We start from the raw sequence: 18,073 nt of genomic DNA on the forward strand, positions 1-18,073 counted from the left end.
CCCACTGCCTCAAATTCCGACCACCCCACCGAGCAATGCAGCGGCAGATCGACGCGCAGCCGCTACGACGAGCAGAGGCTACGACGCAGCGGCGAGGAGGCTGAGCGCCCGCGGGCTGTAATAGCGGTCGAGGTACTCGCGCAACACCAGCCGACACTCGGCGATAAACCGTTCTTCACCGAGCGGCTCGCTGTGGAAAGCACGTGCCAACAGTGCGTCGGCCATTTCGACGGCGACTTCGAGGCGAAAGATGAGCTCCGGGCCGGCGGGCAGATTGAACTCGTTCACGAGCACATCAGCCAGGCGGCGGGCGAAGAAATCAACGTCGGCCGCGGCATCCGCTGCCGGAGCACCGTCTCGGTCATCGAAGTTGACGATGCGAAAGCCGGGCTCTGAACGGTACAGACCGACGAAGGCCGTGACGACACAGTCGACAGCGTCCCACCAGGTGGTAAGGGTGCTTGCACCGAGCTCGTCGACGACGCGCTGCCGAAAACGCACGACGGCACGCTCGTGCAGGGCGTGCAGAACAGCCACCCGGTCGGGGTAATAGCGGTAGACCGTACCGATCGACGCACCGGCACGCTCAGCGATCATCGCCGTCGTGATGCGGTCGAAACCGACCTCGTCCACGACCGCAGCTGCGGCATCGAGCAAACCGGACAACCGTGCTGCACTGCGCTGCTGAATCGGCTCAGCGCGCACCTGCTGTGGTGCGGCGCCAGCGTCTTCACCCAATAGGCCATTAAGCGGCATTTATCCCCCTTGAAGATAAGTCAACATCATACGGGGTAAAACCCCATTTATACATCTCTGATCGGGGGATGCACAGCAAGCATGGCAGAATGAGGGAGTGCCAGAGTCCCGAGACAACACGCCGAACGCGACCAGTCCCGTGCGAATCATGCACCGCGCCGCCCGGATCGAGGATTGGCTGCACGATCGGCGGGAACACTCCGCCCGTCGCCGCGGCTACCGACCGACCGTCATCCCGTATTCCGGCTATGGCTCCACCGGGTGGGTGCGCATTCTCTGCCGCGTTCTGCTGGCCAAGCCGGACAAGCCGGAAAAACGGCAAAAACGTCCGAGAGCGGATGGCCGCGACGCCGGCATTCGAGGCTGGCGCAGCTTCACAAGCGTTCCGGTCAATGACGTCACGGTCACGATCGAGATCGATGGCCAGACCCATCACGTGCAGGCAGACCGGGGCGGGGTCGTCGACACCGTGGTGCCCGTGTCATTGCCCCCGGGGTGGCACGTCGCCCGACTGCACACCGAATTCTCCGACGTTCAACACGCCCCCATCTTCATCGTTGCCCCAACGGTCGGCTACGGTGTCGTTTCTGATGTCGACGACACCGTCATGGTCACAACCCTCCCCCGGCCCCTGCTGGCAGCCTGGAACACGTTTGTGCTCGACGAGCATGCCCGCGTGCCGACCCCAGGGATGGCGGTCTTTCTGGAACGGCTCGCGGCGTTCACCCCGGGTGCTCCGGTCATCTATCTCTCGACCGGAGCCTGGAACGTGGCACCGACCCTGTCCCGTTTTCTCTCCCGCAACCTGTACCCGGCCGGGGCACTGCTCCTGACAGACTGGGGCCCGACGCACGACCGCTGGTTCCGCAGCGGGAGTGCCCACAAACGCGACAACCTGCGGCGGCTCGCCGAACAGTTTCCGGAAATCCGCTGGATTCTGATCGGTGACGACGGCCAGCACGACGAAGCCATCTACAGCGACTTTCAACGCGACTACCCCGGAAGCGTCGCCGCCGTGGCCATTCGCCAGCTCTCCCCCAGCGAGGCCGTGCTCGCCGGCGGCCGCTCCCGCGACGCCGTGCTCATCGAGGGCGGCCCTGAGGCCCCCTGGGTGTACGGCCCCGATGGGTCCAGCCTGTCCAGCCAGTTGGCCGAGCACGGCCTGATTTGAGCCCGGCCAGATCTGAGCGGCTTTGACACGACCAGCGATGTGATCGCGTTGGGTTACCCCGCGGTGCTCTGATCCATGCTCATGCGGCGCAGCACCAGGTTCTCGACGACCTGGGCCAGGCCGTAGAGGGCGAGCGAGACGATGGTGATCACCACGACCGAGGCCCACACCTCAGAATTCTGCACCTTGGCGACAGCGGCGACGATCGAGTTGCCGAGGCCCTGGCCGGTGGTCAGCCACTCAGCCAAGAGTGCCCCGGTGATAGCGCCGGGCACCGAGATCTTCACCGCGGCGAAAAACGAGGGCAGGGAGCTCGGCAATGCCACCTTGCGCAGGGTCGTGACGGCGCTGCCGCCGTAGACCGTGATCACATCGCTGATCTGCGGTGAGGAGGACCGCAGACCGAAGGCGATGTTCACGAGGGCGGGGAACAGAACGACGATGGCGCCCATCACGACCGCGGTGGTGAGTCCGCGCCCGGTGATGAGGCTGATGATCGGCACGAGGGCCACGAGCGGCACCGACCGCAGCAGCAGGGCGATGGGCATGAGGGCATGCTCTATACCCCGCGACAGGGTGAACACGACCGCGAGCAGCAGGGCACAGGTGAGCCCGGCGACGAACCCGAGAAAGGCGTCGCTCAGGGTCACCACGAGGTTGCCCAGAATGAGGGCCCGATTATCGGCGGCCTCGGGAACGGTGACGAGCCAGGTCCAGACGTCGAGCGGTCCCTTGGCCAGGAAGGGCGAAATGTCCAGCACGAGGAGCAGTGCCTGCCAGGCGAGCAGCACGAGAATGAGGGTGACGAGCCCGGTCAGCAGTCCGCGCAGTACGGTCGTGACTGCGACTCGTGCGAAGCTCATCGACTGCTCCGTCCGGTCGTCCACGGCGTGGCGAAACGCACTATGACGGCGAAAATCGCGTAGCCGAGCCCCGCGGTGACTCCTGCGACGAGCGCGAGGCTCCACACCCGGTCGACGTTGGCCGTTGAACCGGCCACGAGCATGGCGATGCCGAGGCCGCGGCTGACCCCGCCGAGGTACTCCCCCAGGATCGCCCCGATGAAGGCGGCCGGCGCGGCGATCTGCAACGCCGTCAGCACACTGGGCAGCCCCGCGATCAGGCGCACCTTGCGCAGCTGCGTGAATCTGCTGCCGCCGTACACGGTGATGAGGTCGAGGCTCGCGGCATCCGCTGCCTTCAGACCGACCAGGGAACCGATCACGGTCGTGAAGAACACGGATATGGCCGCGAGAAAAACCGCCGTTCCGGCCGGGTCGCCGGCGCTCGGCGCGCCGATCACGATGTAGGCGATCGGGCCGATGGCGACGATCGGGATGCAGTAGGTGATCACGGCGATCTGCATGGCGATCTTCTCGATGCGTGGCAGCAGCAGCACGAGGCCGGCGAGGGCCAGGGCGAGCCCGTTGCCCCAGGCGAAGCCGATGAGCGCTTCGAGCACGGTGACGCTGACGTGCGGCAGGTAGAAGGCCGGCCCATCGCTGAGCAGTTGACGGAGCACATCCAGCGGGGTCGGCACCGCGCCGCCCGGCATCGAGCCGACCTCGGCCAAGACAGTGACGGCGCTGATCCACCACAGTGCGACAACGCCGGCGACCCCGATCAGCCCGGTCGCCCAGGCGGGCAGGGCGCGCAGCGAACTTCGAATCACTGGTCGTCGCCCTGCACGGCGGCATCGCTAAATAGCAGGTCGGAGGCACGGTCATGCAGGGAGTGAAACTCGGGCGAACGCATCATCTCCGGCAACCGGGGCCGGGGCAGGTCGATGTCGATGACTTCCTTGACCCGACCGGGACGTGCGCTCATTACCGCGACGTGGTCGGAGAGGAAGATCGCCTCGGCGATTCCGTGGGTGACCAAGAGCGTGGTGGCCGGCTTCTGGGTCCAGATGCGCAGCAGCTCAAGGTTGAGACGCTGCCTGGTCATGTCGTCGAGGGCCCCGAAGGGTTCGTCGAGCAGCAGCACCGAGGGTTTGAGTACAAGCGACCGGGCGATGGACACGCGCTGCTTCATGCCGCCGGAGAGCTGCGCGGGCTTGGCCTTCTCAAAGCCCTGCAGTCCGACGAGGGCGATCAGTTCATCGATGTAGGCATCGTCGACGGGAATGCGAGCGACTTCGAACGGCAGACGGATATTCGAGCGCACGCTGCGCCAGGGCAGGAGGGCGGAATCCTGGAAGGCGATGCCGAGCTGGTGCCCGCCACGCAGCTCCTGCGGGCTCTTGCCGTCCACCCTGGTCGTGCCACTCGTTGGCTGCTCGAGCCCGGCGAGGATGCGCAGAATGGTGGATTTTCCACACCCGGACGGCCCGAGCAGGGAGAGAAAACTGCCCTTGTCGGTGTGCAGGTTGGCATTGTCGAGGGCGACGACCTCTTTGCGCCCGGCGGCGAAGACCTTGTGCAACTGGGAGATATGCAGGCCGGTTCCCGAAGCGGCCGCCTCCGCCTCGGCGCGGACCGCTGAATCACGAACACCGGCATCAGTACTACTCACGTCTTCTTACTCCTTAGCGGCGACAGCGATTGGTTCTCGTCCGGTACCCATTTTACGTTCCGGTCAGACCGGCTTGCGGAACGCTGACGCGACCCGCAAGCCGGCCGACCGGGCTGCTACTTGCTGTACGCGAGCAGGTCGGGGTTCTCGGCGTAGACCTCGGCGAGCAGGGTGAGATCGAACAACTGGCTCGCCGTGATCGTCAGGCCGGTCGCTTCGAGCGTGTCGATGCTCTGCTGTTGCAGCTCAGAGCTGATCGTGAACAGCCCGTTGGCCAGGGTGTCCGCGCTCACCACGAGGTCGGTGGACTGAATCTCGGCCTGACGGGTTTCCTTCTCGATGGTGAGATCGAAGGTCGGCCCGTAGGTGTCGACGGTGAGTTTCGCCGCGGCGGCCGGGTCGTTGATAGCGTCGGTCCAGCCACGGATCTCGGCGACCAGCAGGGCCTTGAGCTTCTCCCGGTCGTTCTTGATCGCGTCGTCGGTCACGGTGAGGGTTTCGGCGACGAACGGCAGGCCGAAGTCGGCCAGCGGCAGGTTGACCGGGTCGAGCCCGAGAAGCTCGGCGTCGATGGACTCGTTGGTCAGGTAGGAGAACCAACCGTCGACCTCACCGTTGAACAGCGGGGTCGGGTCGTACTGCACCGGAAGGGTGGTCAGGGAATCCTCGTCGATGTCGTTGATTTCGAGGAAGGCTTCCCACAGGCTCAGGTTGCTCGCCTGCACGCCGATGGTCTTGCCCAGCAGATCGTCGAGACCGGCGATATTGCCCTTGTCGGCGAGCGAAAGAATCGTGAACGGGTTCTTCTGGTAGGTGGCGCCGATAATCTTCAGCGGAGCGCCCTCGTTGGCGATGATCGTTCCGGTGGAGATGGCGTTGCCGATGCCGACGTCGACGTTGCCCGAGATGACGGCAGCTTCAATGGACGCCGGACCCTCGATCATGTCCACGGCATCGAAACCGGCCTCGGCAAAGTAACCGTTCTGATCGGCGAGGTATTCGCCCATGAACTCGGCGTTCTTGATCCAGCTGAACTGGATGCTCGCGTCGCCGAAGGAGGCACCCTCCCCGGCCGTACCCGCGGCATCCGGGGTATCGCTGCCCGCGCAGGCCGTCAGTGCCAAGGCCAGCACGGCGGCGGTGGCGACGCCCTTGACCACCCGGACAACCGCTCGATTATGGGTAGAAAAGCCTCTGGATGGTGTCATTGCGGGATTCCTCTCGAGGGTGCAAGGGCGCTGCGGTGGTACAGACGCTGTGGATCATGAATTTCCTGGGCAGAACAGCACCAGAAATGGCAGTTTAGGCGGGGCAGATATCGATTCGAGTTCGACTTTGTTTCGAACGGATGTCTAAAAAAGAAGGGTTGCCTCCGCTAGCCCGGTTCTACGCCGCACTGGCCCGGCCCGGCCGCTCAGCCCGTCGGCGCCAGCAGGCGGTCGAGGCCGCGGTTGATCTGGCGAGCCCAGAGCGGACCGCGGTAGAGGAACGCGGTGTAGCCCTGCACGAGGGTGGCTCCGGCGGCGAGACGCTCGGCGACCTGGGCTGCCGTGTCGACGCCGCCAACCGAGATGACACAGAACCCGGCCGGCACGACAGCGCGAATCTGGTGCAGGATGGCGAGGGAGCGGGCCCCCAGCGGGGCGCCAGACAGGCCGCCGGCTCCGGCTGCGTCGACGGTCGCCGCATCCGTTTTCAGGCCGGTGCGGGAGATCGTGGTGTTGGTGGCGATGATTCCGTCGAGGCCCAGTTCGACGGCGAGGGTGGCGATGCGGGCCACCTCGGCATCCGCCAGATCGGGGGCGATCTTCACAAGTAGCGGGGTATCGCCGGCAGCCTGTTTGACCGCCATCAGCAGCGGGGCGAGCTGGTCAAGCTCTTGCAGGCCGCGCAGGCCTGGAGTGTTGGGCGAGCTCACGTTGACGACGAGATAGTCGGCGAGAGCGGCGAGGGTTTTAGCGCTCTGTAGGTAGTCGGCCGTCGCATTCTCGACGGCGGTGACACGGCTCTTGCCGATGTTGATGCCGAGCACGGGGCGCCCCGGCACGGCACGCACGCGAGCGAGTCGATCGACAGCGGCCGCGGCGCCGTGGTTGTTGAAGCCCATGCGGTTAATGACGGCGCGGTCGGCCACCAACCGAAAGAGTCGCGGGGTCGGGTTGCCGGGCTGGGCGAGCGCGGTGAGGGTGCCGACCTCGACGTGCCCGAATCCGAGCTGGCCGAGTCCGATGACGGCCTCGCCGTCTTTGTCGAACCCAGCGGCGACGCCGAACGGTGAGTCGAAGTGCAGGCCGAGGGTGTCGACGCCGAGGTCGGTGCGCGGCCGGGTGAAACGGTGCACGAGGCGGCCGATTCCGAGGCTCGGCAGGTGACGGATGACGATGAACGCGAGGTGGTGGGCGCGCTCGGGGTCCATCCTGGTGAGCACGAATTTGAAGAAAAGTGGATACATCGCGCCCTGGACCTTACACCTACGGTTTAGTGGAACTGGTGGACGTGGACTCCGCTGACGCGGCCGCGGCGCCGGCAGCATCCGCTGGTTGCGCTCGTTTGCTGGCCTGAGCGGCCTTGTGCTCCGTGCGCAGCTGCTCGATGGCGCTTTCGAAGTCGTCGAGAGAATCGAAGCTCTGATACACACTCGCGAAGCGCAAGTACGCGACCTCGTCGAGGTCGCGTAGCGGCGGGAGGATGGCCAGCCCGATGTCGTTGGCCTCGATCTGTGCCGCTCCGGTCTGCCGAATCGTCTCTTCAACCTTCTGAGCCAGCATGGCCAGGTCGGAGTCGGTGACCGGTCGGCCTTGGCAGGCCTTGCGCACGCCGGTGACGATCTTCTCGCGGCTGAACGGCTCGACCACGCCGCTGCGCTTGATAATGTTCAGGCTCGCTGTTTCGGTGGTACTGAAGCGGCGACCGCATTCGGGGCACTGACGACGACGACGAATCGAGAGGCCGTCGTCGCTCGTGCGCGAGTCGATGACTCGGGAATCGGGGTGGCGACAGAACGGGCAAAACATTGTGCTGCCAGTCTACCGGTCCCGGCATCCCCCGCTGCTCCGCTGCTCCGCGAGAGCAGGCCGCTCTCGCGCGACGGGGCCTACTGGGGAGCGAACCGCGCGGTCACGGCGTCGCCGTGCGCGGGGAGCGCCTCGGCGTTGGAGAGCGCCGCAATGTGACCGGCGACGCCCTGCAAGGCTTCGCGGCTGTAGCGAACGACCTGCTGCGGCCGGAGAAACGTGTAGGCGCCGAGTGCGGAGGAGAACCGGGCCTGTCCCCCGGTGGGCAGCACGTGGTTGGATCCGGCGACGTAGTCGCCGAGGCTGACCGGCGAATACGGGCCAAGAAAGATTGCTCCGGCGTTTTCAATCTCGGCCAGCACGGCATCGGGGTCGCCGGTCTGAATTTCGAGGTGTTCCGGCCCGAAGGCATTGCTGAACGCGGCCGCGATCTGCAGGTTGTCGACGAGCACGATCGCCGACTGGCGGCCGCCGAGCGCAGCACGAACCCGTTCGCTGTGGGTAGTGGATGCTGCCAGCACGGCGAGGCGCGCCGCCACGGCCTCGGCGAGGTCAAACGAGTCGGTCACGAGCACCGCCGCGGCGAGCTCGTCGTGCTCGGCTTGGCTGACCAGGTCGGCGGCGACGAGCAGCGGGTCGGCGGCGGCATCCGCTATCACGAGAATATCGGTGGGGCCAGCTTCGGAATCGATCCCAGCCTGGCCGCGAATGAGGCGTTTGGCGGCGGCAACGTAGACGTTGCCCGGTCCGGTGACGATCTGCACCGGGTCGAGGCCGATGTCTTCGACGCCGTAGGCGAGGGCGCCGATCGCGCCCGCGCCGCCCATGGCGTAGATCTCATCGACGCCGAGGAGCGAGGCTACGGCGAGGATGGTCGGGTGCACGCGGCCGTCGAAGTGGCTTTGCGGCGGCGATGCGAGCGCGATCGAGCGCACGCCGGAGACCTGCGCCGGTACGACGTTCATCACGACGCTGGACGGATAGACCGCCTTGCCGCCGGGGACGTAGAGGCCGACCCGGTTCACCGGCTGCCAGCGTTGTGTGACGGTGGCGCCGGCCTCGATCGTGGTAGTCACGTGCGGGGGCACCTGGGCGGCGCTGGCCAGGCGAACCCGGCGGATGGTCTCGGTGATGGCGGTGCGCACGGCCGGGTCGAGCCCGGCGATGGCGTCGGCAATGTGGCTGGCCGGAACGCGCACCTGCTCGGGGCGCACCCGGTCGAGACGTTCAGCCTGGTCGAGCAGGGCAGCCTCGCCGCGCTCGCGCACGTCGGCAATGAGCTCGGCGGCGATATCGGCGGCGACGGCGACACTGGTCAGCGCGCGGGGTACGGACGCCAGGAGGTCGGCGGGGGTCGGCTCTGTGCCGCGAAGGTCAATAGTCTGGATCATCGTGTCCCAGCCTATCCGTGAACGCTGCGCGCCGACCGGCGCAGCCGCTCGGACTGCCGAACACGCCGTGACACTCCGTGCCCGGGAATAGGCTGAAGGTGAAACAGATTGTTGGTTGAGTATGCAAAGCAACGTTGAACCCCAAGTCATTAGTGAAGCCGCTATTACTCTGCCCGCCGGCCCGCCGCTTGCAGCTGACCCGAATGCTCCCGATGACCTGGCGGCGTTCAAGCACGCGTTCCGCCGTCATGCCGCCGGGGTCGCCGCAGTCACGACGCTCGCGCCCGACGGTAGTCCGGTCGGCTTCACCGCCACCTCCCTCGCCTCACTCTCGGCCGTTCCGCCGCTGGCGACCTTCAATATGGCCCGGTCGGCCAGCTCCTGGGCTGCGATTGCTGTGGCCGAGCGCGTGGTCATCCACATGCTCGGGGCCCAGAACCGGGCGATTGCCGAGAAACTGGCCGGCCCACATGCCGAACGCTTCGTCGGTGATCACTGGGAGCCGGGGCCCTATGGGCTTCCCGTGTTGACCGGGGTGACCAGCTGGATGATCGGCCGGATTGTCGAACGGGTATCGGTGCACAATAACGCCGTGGTGGTGGTGCAGATCGAGGGCGGCGGCATGGGCACCGACGATGAGGCCCTGCTCTACCACGAGCGAACCTACCGGGTACCGGGCGCCGCCGTCTAAAGCTGCCGTGGTTCCCTGTGGGTAGCGGCCGTGCCCGCCAGCGCGGGCACCCTTGGTCCGGGCCTGGTCGAGCCGCGCGGCTACTTCTGGGCGGCTAACTTTGCGGCGGCTTTGCGACGACGACGTTCGGCTTCGACAATCGCGGCCTCGGCCGGGGTCGGCGCGGTTCCGCCGAGGTGCGCGGGCTGCCACCACTGGCCAGAGCCCGGCACCGCATACTCCGACTGCAGGGCATCGACCAGGGACTGCAGGGCAGCGTGGAGCCGAAGGGTGGCGACCGCTGCGTCATCGTCCTGGCCGGCAGCATCCGTTTGAAACGGCGTGCCGAAGCGGATGCTGACCGGAACGCCGACCCGTTGCCGCAGCGTCGAGCGGTGGTTCTTGGTCATCAGGCGATGACCACCCCACACGGCCACCGGGATGATCGGTACGTTCGCGGCCTGGGCCATGCGCACCGCGCCGGTCTTCAGCTGGCGCACGGTGAACGAGGCGTTGACGCCGCCCTCGGGAAACACGCCAAGCAGTTCGCCTTCGCGAAGCGCGGTCACGGCCTGCCCGTAAGCCTCACCGCCGCTCTCCATATCCACGGAAATGTGCTTCATGCCACGCAACAGCCGCCCGACCAGCGGCTGGTCGAAGGCGCCCTTCTTGGCCATGAAGCGGATGTGTCGGCGATTGTGCAGCCAGGTGACCCACTCGACCAGGGCGAAGTCCAGGTAGCCGAAGTGGGTGATCGCGAGCACGGCGCCGCCGGTGGTGGGCAGTTGCTCCAACCCGGTCACGTTCTGGCGTACCCGGAGCACGCCGAACAGGGCGCGTCCGGCGCTGATAGCGGTCGAGTAGATCGGCTCTCGCTTGTGCATGTATCCAGCCTAAGCGGGCATCCTGTCAGTCATCTGCAGCCCAGTGAACCGGGTCAGGTCAGGCAGTTGGGCCCGAGGATGCTCTTCAGCTCGCCGAACAGGTCCGCGCTTACCTTCACCCGGTGCGGCAACTCGAACACCCGCGCCACATCACCCTTGACCAGTTTGAGGCGCACCTCGGCGTCGCCGGCGTGGCGCTGGAGGATCTCGCCGAGCGCGCTCACCGTGTCGGTCGTCGCCCGCGCCTCCCCCACCGTGATCGCGACCATGCTCTGGTCCGAACCTTGGCCGAGTTCGGGCTGGAACACGCTGAAGGCGTGCAGGTTCATCCCGTCGTCGCGCAGGCTTACCCGACCGCGCACCACGACGACCGAATCGCTGATCAGCTCCGGCGCGAACTCCAGATAGGCCTTGCCCATGAACATGGCGGTGATCTCGCCGCCGAAGTCCTCGACCTGAATCATGCCGTACTGGTTGCCCGACTTCTTCGCGATGCGATGCTGCACGCTCGTAATCAGGCCAGCCACGGTCACCGTGTCGCCGTCCTCGGTCGACTCCGACGCGATCAGGTCGGCGATCGTGGTGCTGGCGTGCTTGGCGAGCGGGATCTCCAGCCCGGCGAGCGGATGGTCGGACACGTACAGTCCGAGCATGTCACGTTCGTAGGCGAGTTTCTCTTTCTTGCTCCACTCCGGCCGGTCTGGCACCTGTTCGGTGTCCTGCGGCTCGTCGAACAGGCTGTCAAAGTCAAACCCGATATTGCCGTTGCTCTCTTCACGCTTGATCTTGACGGCCGACTCGACGGCCGACTCGTGAATCTCGACCATGCCCCGACGGGTGGCGCCGAGCGAGTCGAACGCCCCAGCCTTGACCAATGACTCAATCGTGCGCTTATTGGCCACCGGCAGCGGCACCTTGCGCAGAAAGTCGTGGAAAGATTCGAAGCGCCCCTTCTCCTCGCGGGCGCCGCGAATGGCCTCCACAACGTTGAAACCGACGTTACGCACAGCACCCAGACCAAAACGGATGTCCGTACCCACCGCCGCAAAGAATCCGATCGACTCGTTCACGTCGGGCGCTAGTACCTGGATGCCCATGCGGCGGCACTCGTTGAGGTACAGCGCGAGCTTGTCCCGGGAGTCGCCGACGCTCGTGAGCAGGGCCGCCATGTACTCGGCCGGGTAGACGGCCTTGAGGTAGGCGGTCCAATAGGAGAGCACGCCGTACGCGGCCGAGTGCGCCTTGTTGAACGCATAGTCGGAGAACGGCAGCAGAATATTCCAGACCGTGGTGACGGCATCCATCGAATAGCCGCGGTCCTGCATGCCCTTGGAGAAGCCCTCGAACTGCTTGTCCAGCTCGGACTTCTTCTTCTTACCCATGGCCCGGCGCAACAGGTCGGCTTCACCGAGCGTGAAGCCGGCGAGCACCTGCGCGATCGACATAACCTGCTCCTGGTACACGATTAGGCCGTAGGTGGTGCCGATGACGTCCTTGAGGGGCTCTTCGAGCTCCTTGTGAATCGGGATGATCTCCTGCACGCCGGTTTTGCGCAGCGCGTAGTTGGTGTGCGAGTTGGCGCCCATGGGCCCCGGGCGGTACAGCGCGATGACGGCCGAGATGTCCTCGAAGTTGTCGGGTTTCATGAGCCGCAACAGGGCCCGCATCGGGCCGCCGTCGAGCTGGAACACACCGAGCGTGTCGCCGCGGGCGAGCAGTTCGTAGGCGGCGGGGTCTTCGAGGCCGAGGTCTTCGAGCACGGGCCGGTGGCCGCGGTTCACGGCGATATTGTCGAGTGTGTCGTCGATAATGGTGAGGTTGCGCAGCCCCAAAAAGTCCATCTTGATCAGTCCGAGGGCTTCGGAAGCCGGGTAATCGAACTGCGTGACGACCTGGCCATCCGCTTCACGCTTCATGATCGGAATAATGTCGATCAGGGGGTCGCTCGACATGATCACGCCGGCAGCGTGCACACCCCACTGGCGTTTGAGGTTTTCCAGGCCGAGCGCGGTGTCGAAGACGGTGCGGGCCTCTGGATCGCTTTCGATCACGGCCCGAAAATCCGCCGCTTCGCGGTAGCGCGGGTGGTCCTTATCGAACATGCCAGTCAGCGGCACGTCCTTGCCCATAATGGCCGGCGGCATGGCCTTGGTGAGTTTGTCGCCCATTCCGAACGGAAAGCCGAGCACGCGCGAGGCGTCTTTCAGGGCCTGCTTGGCCTTGATCGTGCCGTAGGTGACGATCTGGGCGACGCGTTCCTCGCCGTACTTCTCGGTGACGTACTTGATGACCTCACCGCGGCGACGCTCGTCGAAGTCGACGTCGAAGTCGGGCATGGAGACGCGGTCGGGGTTGAGGAACCGTTCGAAGATGAGTCCGTGCACGAGCGGGTCAAGGTCGGTGATGCCCATCGCGTAGGCGACCATCGAGCCGGCGCCCGAGCCGCGACCGGGACCGACGCGGATCCCCTGCTGCTTGGACCACATGATGAAGTCGGCGACGACGAGAAAGTAGCCGGGAAAGCCCATCTGCACGATGATGCCGATTTCGTAGTCCGCGCGCTTGCGCACGTCATCGGGGATGCCCTTCGGGTAGCGTTTGGCCAGCCCGATCTCGTTCTCCTTGATGAACCAGCTTTCCTCGTTCTCGCCCTCCGGGCAGGGAAAGCGGGGCATGTAGTTGGCTTTGGTGTTGAATTCCACCTCGCAGCGCTCGGCGATGAGCAGCGTGTTGTCGCAGGATTCGGGGTGGTCCCGAAACATATGCCGCATCTGCGCCGCGGTCTTCAGGTAGAACTCATTGGAGTCGAACTTGAACCGGTTCGGGTCGTCCAAAGTGGATGCCGACTGTACGCAGAGCAGCGCTGCGTGGGCGGTCGCATCGTGCGCGTGGGTGTAGTGCAAGTCGTTGGTGGCCAGCAGCGGAAGGTCAAGTTCCTTGGCCAGCTTGAGCAGGTCGGTCATGGTGCGGCGTTCGATGTCGATGCCGTGGTCCATGATCTCGCAGAAGAAATTCTCTTTGCCGAAGATGTCCTGAAAGTCACCGGCGGCCTTCTTGGCCTCCTCATACTGGCCGAGGCGCAGCCGGGTCTGAACCTCGCCACCGACGCAGCCGGTGGTGCCGATCAGGCCCTTGGAGAACTGGCTGAGCAGCTCGCGGTCCATGCGCGGTTTGAAGTAGTAGCCCTCGAGGCTCGCCTTCGACGAGAGTCGGAACAGGTTGTGCATGCCCTCGGTGTTTTCGGAGAGCAGCGTCATGTGGGTGTACGAACCGGCGCCACCGACGTCGTCCCGGTTTTGGCCGCTCGTGCCCCAGCGCACCCGGGTCTTGTCCCGCCGATCGGTGCCGGGCGTGATGTACGCCTCGGTGCCGATGATCGGCTTAATGCCGGCATCGGTCGCGCTCTTCCAGAAGTCGAATGCACCGAACACGTTGCCGTGGTCGGTGATCGCGACCGCCGGCATCCCCTCGTCGACGGCAGCCTTGATCAGGGGTTTCACCCGGGCCGCTCCGTCGAGCATGGAATATTCACTGTGCACGTGCAGATGCACGAACGAGTCGGTCGCGCTGGCCGGGTTACTCACGATTGCTCCGAGCAGTTGATGGAACGGTGTTCGATGGGATCGATCGCCTCGCTTGATTCTGGGCTAGCGGAGGCTGCGGCTAATCTCCGCGCAGCACGCCGAGGGCGTGCGAGAGGTCGGCCGGGTAGTCGGCGTTGTAGGTGACCCATTCGTGACTGTCCGGGTGGGTGAAAGCCAGCTGCTTGGCGTGCAGCCATTGCCGTTTCAGGCCGAGCCGGGCGGTGATCGATGGATCGGCGCCGTACATGGCGTCGCCGACACACGGATGCCGCTGGGCCGTCATGTGCACCCGAATCTGGTGGGTGCGCCCCGTCTCCAGGTGTACCTCGAGCAGAGAACCGTAGGGGAAAGCTTCGAGAGTCTCGTAGTGGGTGATCGACGGCTTGCCATCGGCCATGACCGCGAACTTCCAGTCCGACCGCGGGTGGCGACCGATCGGGGCGTCGATCGTTCCGGTCAGCGGGTCGGGATGACCCTGCACGACGGTGTGGTAGATCTTCTGCACCTCGCGGTCGTGGAAGGCCTTCTTGAGCGCCGTGTAGGCCGTCTCAGACTTGGCCGCGACCATGAGTCCGCTGGTGCCGACGTCGAGGCGGTGCACGATGCCGGCGCGTTCGGCCGCGCCGGAGGTCGCGATGCGGAATCCAGCCGCCGCGAGGGCGCCCGGAACGGTCGGCCCGGTCCAGCCGACGCTCGCGTGCGCGGCGACCCCGGCGGGCTTATTGATGACGACGATGCTCTCGTCGTCGTGCACGATCGTCAGGTCTGGTACAGCGATGGGGATGATGCGCAGCGGCTGCTTGGGCTGCCAGGTGACTTCGATCCAGGCTCCGGCTCGCAGCCGGTCGGACTTGCCGACAACGGTGCCGTCGACCACGACGCCGCCGGCTTCGGAGACCTCGGCGGCGAAGCTGCGGGAGAATCCGAACAGCTTGGCCAGACCGGCGTCAACGCGCACGCCCTCCAGGCCGTCGGGCAGGGGCAGGGAGCGACTCTCCGAGCTGCCGGTCATGGGCGCGGCTCGGTGGTCGGTGTTTCGGCCGGTGCAGCTGCGGTTGGTGCGGTGGTGGGTGTTTCTGGAGTCAAAGCATCCGTTTGTTTCAAGGTTGACACAGTCTTCTTGCTTTCGGCCACGACCTTGTTGCCATCGAGGCCGATGCCGCGGATGGTCAGGATCATGAAGATGGCCATGCTGGTCACGATGGCCATGTCGGCCACGTTGTAGATCGCCGGCAGCATCCAGGGCGTTGAGATGAAGTCGATGACGTGACCGAGTCCGAAACCGGGCTCGCGCAGCAGGCGATCGGTCAGGTTGCCGAGCACACCGCCCAGCAGCAGGCCGAAGACGAGTCCCCAGGCGAGCGAGCGGATGCGCCGGGCGAACCAGATAATGAACACCACGACGGCCGCGGCGATGATCGAAAAGATCCAGGTGGATCCGCTTGCGAGGGAGAACGCGGCACCCGGGTTCCGAACGAAGTGCAGTTGCAGCACATCGTTCAGAACCCGGATGACGGAGCCCTCCGTCATCGACGCGACGACGAGATACTTACTGATTTGATCGAGCGCGTAAACGCCGAGCGCGACGAGGGCTAGAACGATAAGCGCTCGCGAACGCTTCTTCGTTCGGGCCCTAGGCTCCAAAGCCCTGGAAGCTGGGCTTCGAGCTCGAGTCGGACGACGGCGAGTCGACCGAGCTCGCGTCGAGGTCGTTCAACTGACCCTCGATGTAGCTCTTGAGCTTGAGGCGGTACTCGCGCTCGAACGTGCGAAGGCCATCGATCTTGCCCTCGAGCGCCGTGCGCTCCAGGTCGAGCTTCTGCAGCTGAACGCGCTGCTGTATCTCGGCTTCGGCGATGACGCGAGCGGCGGTGGCGTGACCTTCAGCGATCAGGGCATCGCGCTTCTCGGCGCCTTCCTTGACGTGTTCCTCGTGCAGGCGGCGAGCCAGCTGCAGCAGGTTGGTCGTGCCGGCGGTCTCGTCGATCGGCGTCGGTACGATCGGCGCAGCCGCGGCCACGGGCGCAGCGACGGCAACCGGTTCGGCGACCACTGCCGCAACCGGAGCGGACTCGGCTGCGGGGGCAGCTTCGGAGCCGGCCCCGCCGCGCAGTTCTTCGTTTTCCTTGGTCAGGCGACGCAGTTCAACGACGACCTCATCGAGGAAGTCATCGACCTCATCCTGGTCGTATCCCTCGCGGAACTTGGTCGACTGGAACCTTTTATTGACTACATCTTCCGGAGTTAGCGCCATGGCTTTTCACCCTCAAAACTAATATTTGTTGCGAACATTTGACTTACTCGAGCAATTGATTGCTGCGAGCCTATGAATGACTTGAGCAGTTGAATGACTGGGTCCTAGGAACGACCCGAGCTGCCGACGAGCGAGTATGGGCTCACGGCGAACCATCATCGGACAAGGATACATGCCCCGGTGGGGCTATTTACAGTAAGCCCGACAGAGACATGCCCACGATGCAGCACAGCATCGTCAGTGTGAAACCGAAATCCAACGCGATGGGACCGATCCGAAGCGGCGGTACCAGTTTTCGAAAGAACTGCACCGGCGGATCGGTCAGCGTGTAGACGAGCTCCACCAGCACGAGCAAGAAGCCCTGCGGCCGCCACGAACGATTCACGCCGCGCACGAGGTCAATGATGAATCGACCCCACAGCACGAGGAAGTACATAAAGAACAGGAAGTAGAAGAGATTCCCGAGAATCGGTATACCAGTCACAGTTCAGTTTAGCCTTGCGCGAAGAAGGAACTGTCCTCAGCGCCCTCTTCGGTCGTGCTGTCGCCGGAGACGACGACGTGGGACGGCGACAGCAGGAAGACCTTGGCGGTGACCCGCTCGATCTTGCCGTACAGTCCCTGAGACAGGCCGCTGGCAAAGTCAATGAGGCGGCGAGCGTCGCCGTCGCTCATCTGCGACAGGTTGATAATGACTGGGATGCCGTCACGGAAGGATTCGGCGATGACCTGGGCGTCCTTGTAAGCGCGCGGGTGAACGGTGAGAATTTCATTCATTTCGGACGCAACCACATTCTGGGGGGTCGAAGTCTTGCGCAGGGGGGTGACCGGTGCACGACCGGCGGTGTTCTGGGCTGCGCTGGAGTGCGCGGCGGTACCGTGGGGCGTGTTGTCGTGCCCACGGGCCGGCACCGCGCTCACGTGGTTCGTGTTGGCAGCACCTTGGGCGCCGGCGGGCACCTGGTACTCCAGCTCTTCGTCTGCCAGACCCAGGTAGACCATGGTTTTCTTGAGCGGGTTGGACATGTCGACCTCCGTGTTGGTTTGCTTCTTCGAGATTAACTGAACGCCGGACGATTACCGGTGATTGCGGTGCCAATTCTTAGGTGTGTCGCCCCTTCGAGCACGGCAGCGGCGTAGTCCTGGCTCATACCCATCGACAGCGCCGTGGCCGCGGGGGCCTGGCTGCGAATCTGCTCACTGAGCTCGCGCACGCGCGCAAACGCGCGGCGTGGTTCCTCCGTCAGCGGCGCAACGGCCATGAGCCCCAGCAGGTGCACGCCGGGCGCGGCGAGAACGGTGTCGACCAGGGCCGGCAGGTTCGCGGGATCCACGCCGCCGCGAGCCGCATCATCCGTTAAATTGACCTGAATGAAGCAATCGATGGTCGATTCCCCCGACGCGAGTGCGGCCACGAGCGAGTCCCGATCAACCGAGTGGATGACGTCGGCGTAGGCGCGCACCTGGCGCGCCTTCTTTCCCTGCACCTGTCCGACAAAATGCCAGGTCAGGCAGAGCTCGGCGAGCTCAGCGGCCTTGGACTGCGCCTCCTGGTGTCGATTCTCCCCCACGTGGCGCACCCCGAGGGCGTACAACGCTTCGATCAGCGACACCGGATGAAACTTGGTGACGACGATCGTCGTGACCTCGGCCGCATCGCGACCGGCCTCGCGGGCAGCGTCGGTCACACCAGAGCGCACGGTTTCGAGACGGGTGGCCAGATCGACCGGTGCCGCGCCTAGAGATACCATGCTCATGATGTTCGGTTCGTTTCGTTTCGTTTCAGGCGATTAAGGCACGATACCCGGGGCCGACTGAGTCGGCCCCGGGAGGGA

18 protein-coding genes are annotated in these 18,073 nt (G+C 65.1%); 2 read left to right on the top strand and 16 right to left on the bottom strand.

The window, feature by feature from the left end; all coding sequences use genetic code 11:
• Positions 1–78 precede the first annotated feature (78 nt).
• Positions 79–756, bottom strand: coding sequence for a TetR/AcrR family transcriptional regulator (locus tag E3O45_RS09010; protein WP_092450497.1), 678 nt, complete (start codon positions 754–756; stop codon positions 79–81).
• Between the two features lie 148 nt (positions 757–904).
• On the opposite strand from E3O45_RS09010, the gene E3O45_RS09015 reads away from it, so the two are divergent.
• Positions 905–1,927, top strand: a complete 1,023-nt coding sequence (locus E3O45_RS09015) for an App1 family protein (RefSeq protein ID WP_134443192.1) — start codon at positions 905–907, stop codon at positions 1,925–1,927.
• A 53-nt stretch (positions 1,928–1,980) separates the two neighbouring features.
• Here the strand turns inward: E3O45_RS09015 and E3O45_RS09020 are convergent, their stop codons facing one another.
• From E3O45_RS09020 to hisD, 7 genes are all read right to left on the bottom strand, one after another.
• Positions 1,981–2,790: an ABC transporter permease gene (locus tag E3O45_RS09020; RefSeq protein WP_134443098.1), complete on the bottom strand. Its 810-nt coding sequence runs from the start codon at positions 2,788–2,790 to the stop codon at positions 1,981–1,983.
• Positions 2,787–3,599, bottom strand: a complete 813-nt coding sequence (locus E3O45_RS09025) for an ABC transporter permease (protein WP_241985298.1) — start codon at positions 3,597–3,599, stop codon at positions 2,787–2,789. Before E3O45_RS09025 ends, E3O45_RS09020 begins: the two co-directional genes overlap by 4 nt.
• On the bottom strand, positions 3,596–4,441 hold the full coding sequence (locus tag E3O45_RS09030; RefSeq protein WP_134443099.1) for an ABC transporter ATP-binding protein: 846 nt from the start codon (positions 4,439–4,441) through the stop codon (positions 3,596–3,598). The genes E3O45_RS09025 and E3O45_RS09030 overlap by 4 nt, the downstream gene beginning before the upstream one ends.
• A 116-nt stretch (positions 4,442–4,557) precedes the next feature.
• Positions 4,558–5,649, bottom strand: coding sequence for an ABC transporter substrate-binding protein (locus tag E3O45_RS09035; RefSeq protein WP_134443100.1), 1,092 nt, complete (start codon positions 5,647–5,649; stop codon positions 4,558–4,560).
• Positions 5,650–5,855: 206 nt separating this feature from the next.
• Positions 5,856–6,893, bottom strand: a complete 1,038-nt coding sequence (locus E3O45_RS09040) for a quinone-dependent dihydroorotate dehydrogenase (RefSeq protein ID WP_134443101.1) — start codon at positions 6,891–6,893, stop codon at positions 5,856–5,858.
• Between the two features lie 19 nt (positions 6,894–6,912).
• Entirely contained in the window at positions 6,913–7,455 is a 543-nt protein-coding gene (nrdR, locus tag E3O45_RS09045; protein ID WP_134443102.1) for a transcriptional regulator NrdR, read from the bottom strand.
• Between the two features lie 80 nt (positions 7,456–7,535).
• On the bottom strand, positions 7,536–8,846 hold the full coding sequence (hisD, locus tag E3O45_RS09050) for a histidinol dehydrogenase (protein ID WP_092450509.1): 1,311 nt from the start codon (positions 8,844–8,846) through the stop codon (positions 7,536–7,538).
• Positions 8,847–8,967: 121 nt separating this feature from the next.
• Between hisD and E3O45_RS09055 the strand changes: the two genes are divergently transcribed.
• Complete coding sequence (locus E3O45_RS09055) at positions 8,968–9,537, top strand: flavin reductase family protein (protein WP_134443103.1); 570 nt, start codon at positions 8,968–8,970, stop codon at positions 9,535–9,537.
• Positions 9,538–9,617: 80 nt separating this feature from the next.
• Here E3O45_RS09055 and E3O45_RS09060 read toward each other — a convergent pair whose 3' ends face one another.
• The 8 genes from E3O45_RS09060 to E3O45_RS09095 form a co-directional block, all read right to left on the bottom strand.
• Positions 9,618–10,400: a 1-acyl-sn-glycerol-3-phosphate acyltransferase gene (locus tag E3O45_RS09060; protein WP_134443104.1), complete on the bottom strand. Its 783-nt coding sequence runs from the start codon at positions 10,398–10,400 to the stop codon at positions 9,618–9,620.
• 53 nt (positions 10,401–10,453) lie between these two features.
• Positions 10,454–13,921 carry a DNA polymerase III subunit alpha gene (dnaE, locus tag E3O45_RS09065; RefSeq protein WP_233195394.1) on the bottom strand — a complete coding sequence of 1,156 codons (3,468 nt, stop codon included), beginning with the start codon at positions 13,919–13,921 and terminating at the stop codon, positions 10,454–10,456.
• Between the two features lie 142 nt (positions 13,922–14,063).
• Positions 14,064–14,996, bottom strand: a complete 933-nt coding sequence (locus tag E3O45_RS09070) for an RluA family pseudouridine synthase (protein WP_134443105.1) — start codon at positions 14,994–14,996, stop codon at positions 14,064–14,066.
• Positions 14,993–15,628: a signal peptidase II gene (gene lspA / locus E3O45_RS09075; protein ID WP_134443106.1), complete on the bottom strand. Its 636-nt coding sequence runs from the start codon at positions 15,626–15,628 to the stop codon at positions 14,993–14,995. The genes E3O45_RS09070 and lspA overlap by 4 nt, the downstream gene beginning before the upstream one ends.
• Positions 15,618–16,238: a DivIVA domain-containing protein gene (locus E3O45_RS09080; RefSeq protein WP_134443107.1), complete on the bottom strand. Its 621-nt coding sequence runs from the start codon at positions 16,236–16,238 to the stop codon at positions 15,618–15,620. Before E3O45_RS09080 ends, lspA begins: the two co-directional genes overlap by 11 nt.
• A 190-nt stretch (positions 16,239–16,428) precedes the next feature.
• Positions 16,429–16,722 (bottom strand): YggT family protein, encoded by a 294-nt coding sequence (locus tag E3O45_RS09085; protein ID WP_241977903.1) that lies wholly within the window; start codon positions 16,720–16,722, stop codon positions 16,429–16,431.
• An 8-nt stretch (positions 16,723–16,730) separates the two neighbouring features.
• Positions 16,731–17,264 (bottom strand): cell division protein SepF, encoded by a 534-nt coding sequence (locus tag E3O45_RS09090; RefSeq protein WP_134443108.1) that lies wholly within the window; start codon positions 17,262–17,264, stop codon positions 16,731–16,733.
• 32 nt (positions 17,265–17,296) lie between these two features.
• Positions 17,297–17,995: a YggS family pyridoxal phosphate-dependent enzyme gene (locus E3O45_RS09095; protein ID WP_134443109.1), complete on the bottom strand. Its 699-nt coding sequence runs from the start codon at positions 17,993–17,995 to the stop codon at positions 17,297–17,299.
• Positions 17,996–18,073: the final 78 nt, after the last annotated feature.

Origin of the sequence: Cryobacterium sp. TMS1-20-1 (assembly GCF_004402355.1) — a bacterium.
Lineage (GTDB): Bacteria > Actinomycetota > Actinomycetes > Actinomycetales > Microbacteriaceae > Cryobacterium > Cryobacterium levicorallinum.

Excerpts from the sequence above, each read along its gene's own strand:
- E3O45_RS09010 (WP_092450497.1), bottom strand. The coding sequence starts at position 756 with ATGCCGCTTAATGGCCTATTGGGTGAAGACGCTGGCGCCGCACCACAG.
- E3O45_RS09015 (WP_134443192.1), top strand. The coding sequence starts at position 905 with ATGCACCGCGCCGCCCGGATCGAGGATTGGCTGCACGATCGGCGGGAA.
- E3O45_RS09020 (WP_134443098.1), bottom strand. The coding sequence starts at position 2,790 with ATGAGCTTCGCACGAGTCGCAGTCACGACCGTACTGCGCGGACTGCTG.
- E3O45_RS09035 (WP_134443100.1), bottom strand. The coding sequence starts at position 5,649 with ATGACACCATCCAGAGGCTTTTCTACCCATAATCGAGCGGTTGTCCGG.
- E3O45_RS09040 (WP_134443101.1), bottom strand. The coding sequence starts at position 6,893 with ATGTATCCACTTTTCTTCAAATTCGTGCTCACCAGGATGGACCCCGAG.
- nrdR (WP_134443102.1), bottom strand. The coding sequence starts at position 7,455 with ATGTTTTGCCCGTTCTGTCGCCACCCCGATTCCCGAGTCATCGACTCG.
- hisD (WP_092450509.1), bottom strand. The coding sequence starts at position 8,846 with ATGATCCAGACTATTGACCTTCGCGGCACAGAGCCGACCCCCGCCGAC.
- E3O45_RS09055 (WP_134443103.1), top strand. The coding sequence starts at position 8,968 with ATGCAAAGCAACGTTGAACCCCAAGTCATTAGTGAAGCCGCTATTACT.
- E3O45_RS09060 (WP_134443104.1), bottom strand. The coding sequence starts at position 10,400 with ATGCACAAGCGAGAGCCGATCTACTCGACCGCTATCAGCGCCGGACGC.
- dnaE (WP_233195394.1), bottom strand. The coding sequence starts at position 13,921 with ATGCTCGACGGAGCGGCCCGGGTGAAACCCCTGATCAAGGCTGCCGTC.
- E3O45_RS09070 (WP_134443105.1), bottom strand. The coding sequence starts at position 14,996 with ATGACCGGCAGCTCGGAGAGTCGCTCCCTGCCCCTGCCCGACGGCCTG.
- E3O45_RS09080 (WP_134443107.1), bottom strand. The coding sequence starts at position 16,238 with ATGGCGCTAACTCCGGAAGATGTAGTCAATAAAAGGTTCCAGTCGACC.
- E3O45_RS09090 (WP_134443108.1), bottom strand. The coding sequence starts at position 17,264 with ATGTCCAACCCGCTCAAGAAAACCATGGTCTACCTGGGTCTGGCAGAC.
- E3O45_RS09095 (WP_134443109.1), bottom strand. The coding sequence starts at position 17,995 with ATGAGCATGGTATCTCTAGGCGCGGCACCGGTCGATCTGGCCACCCGT.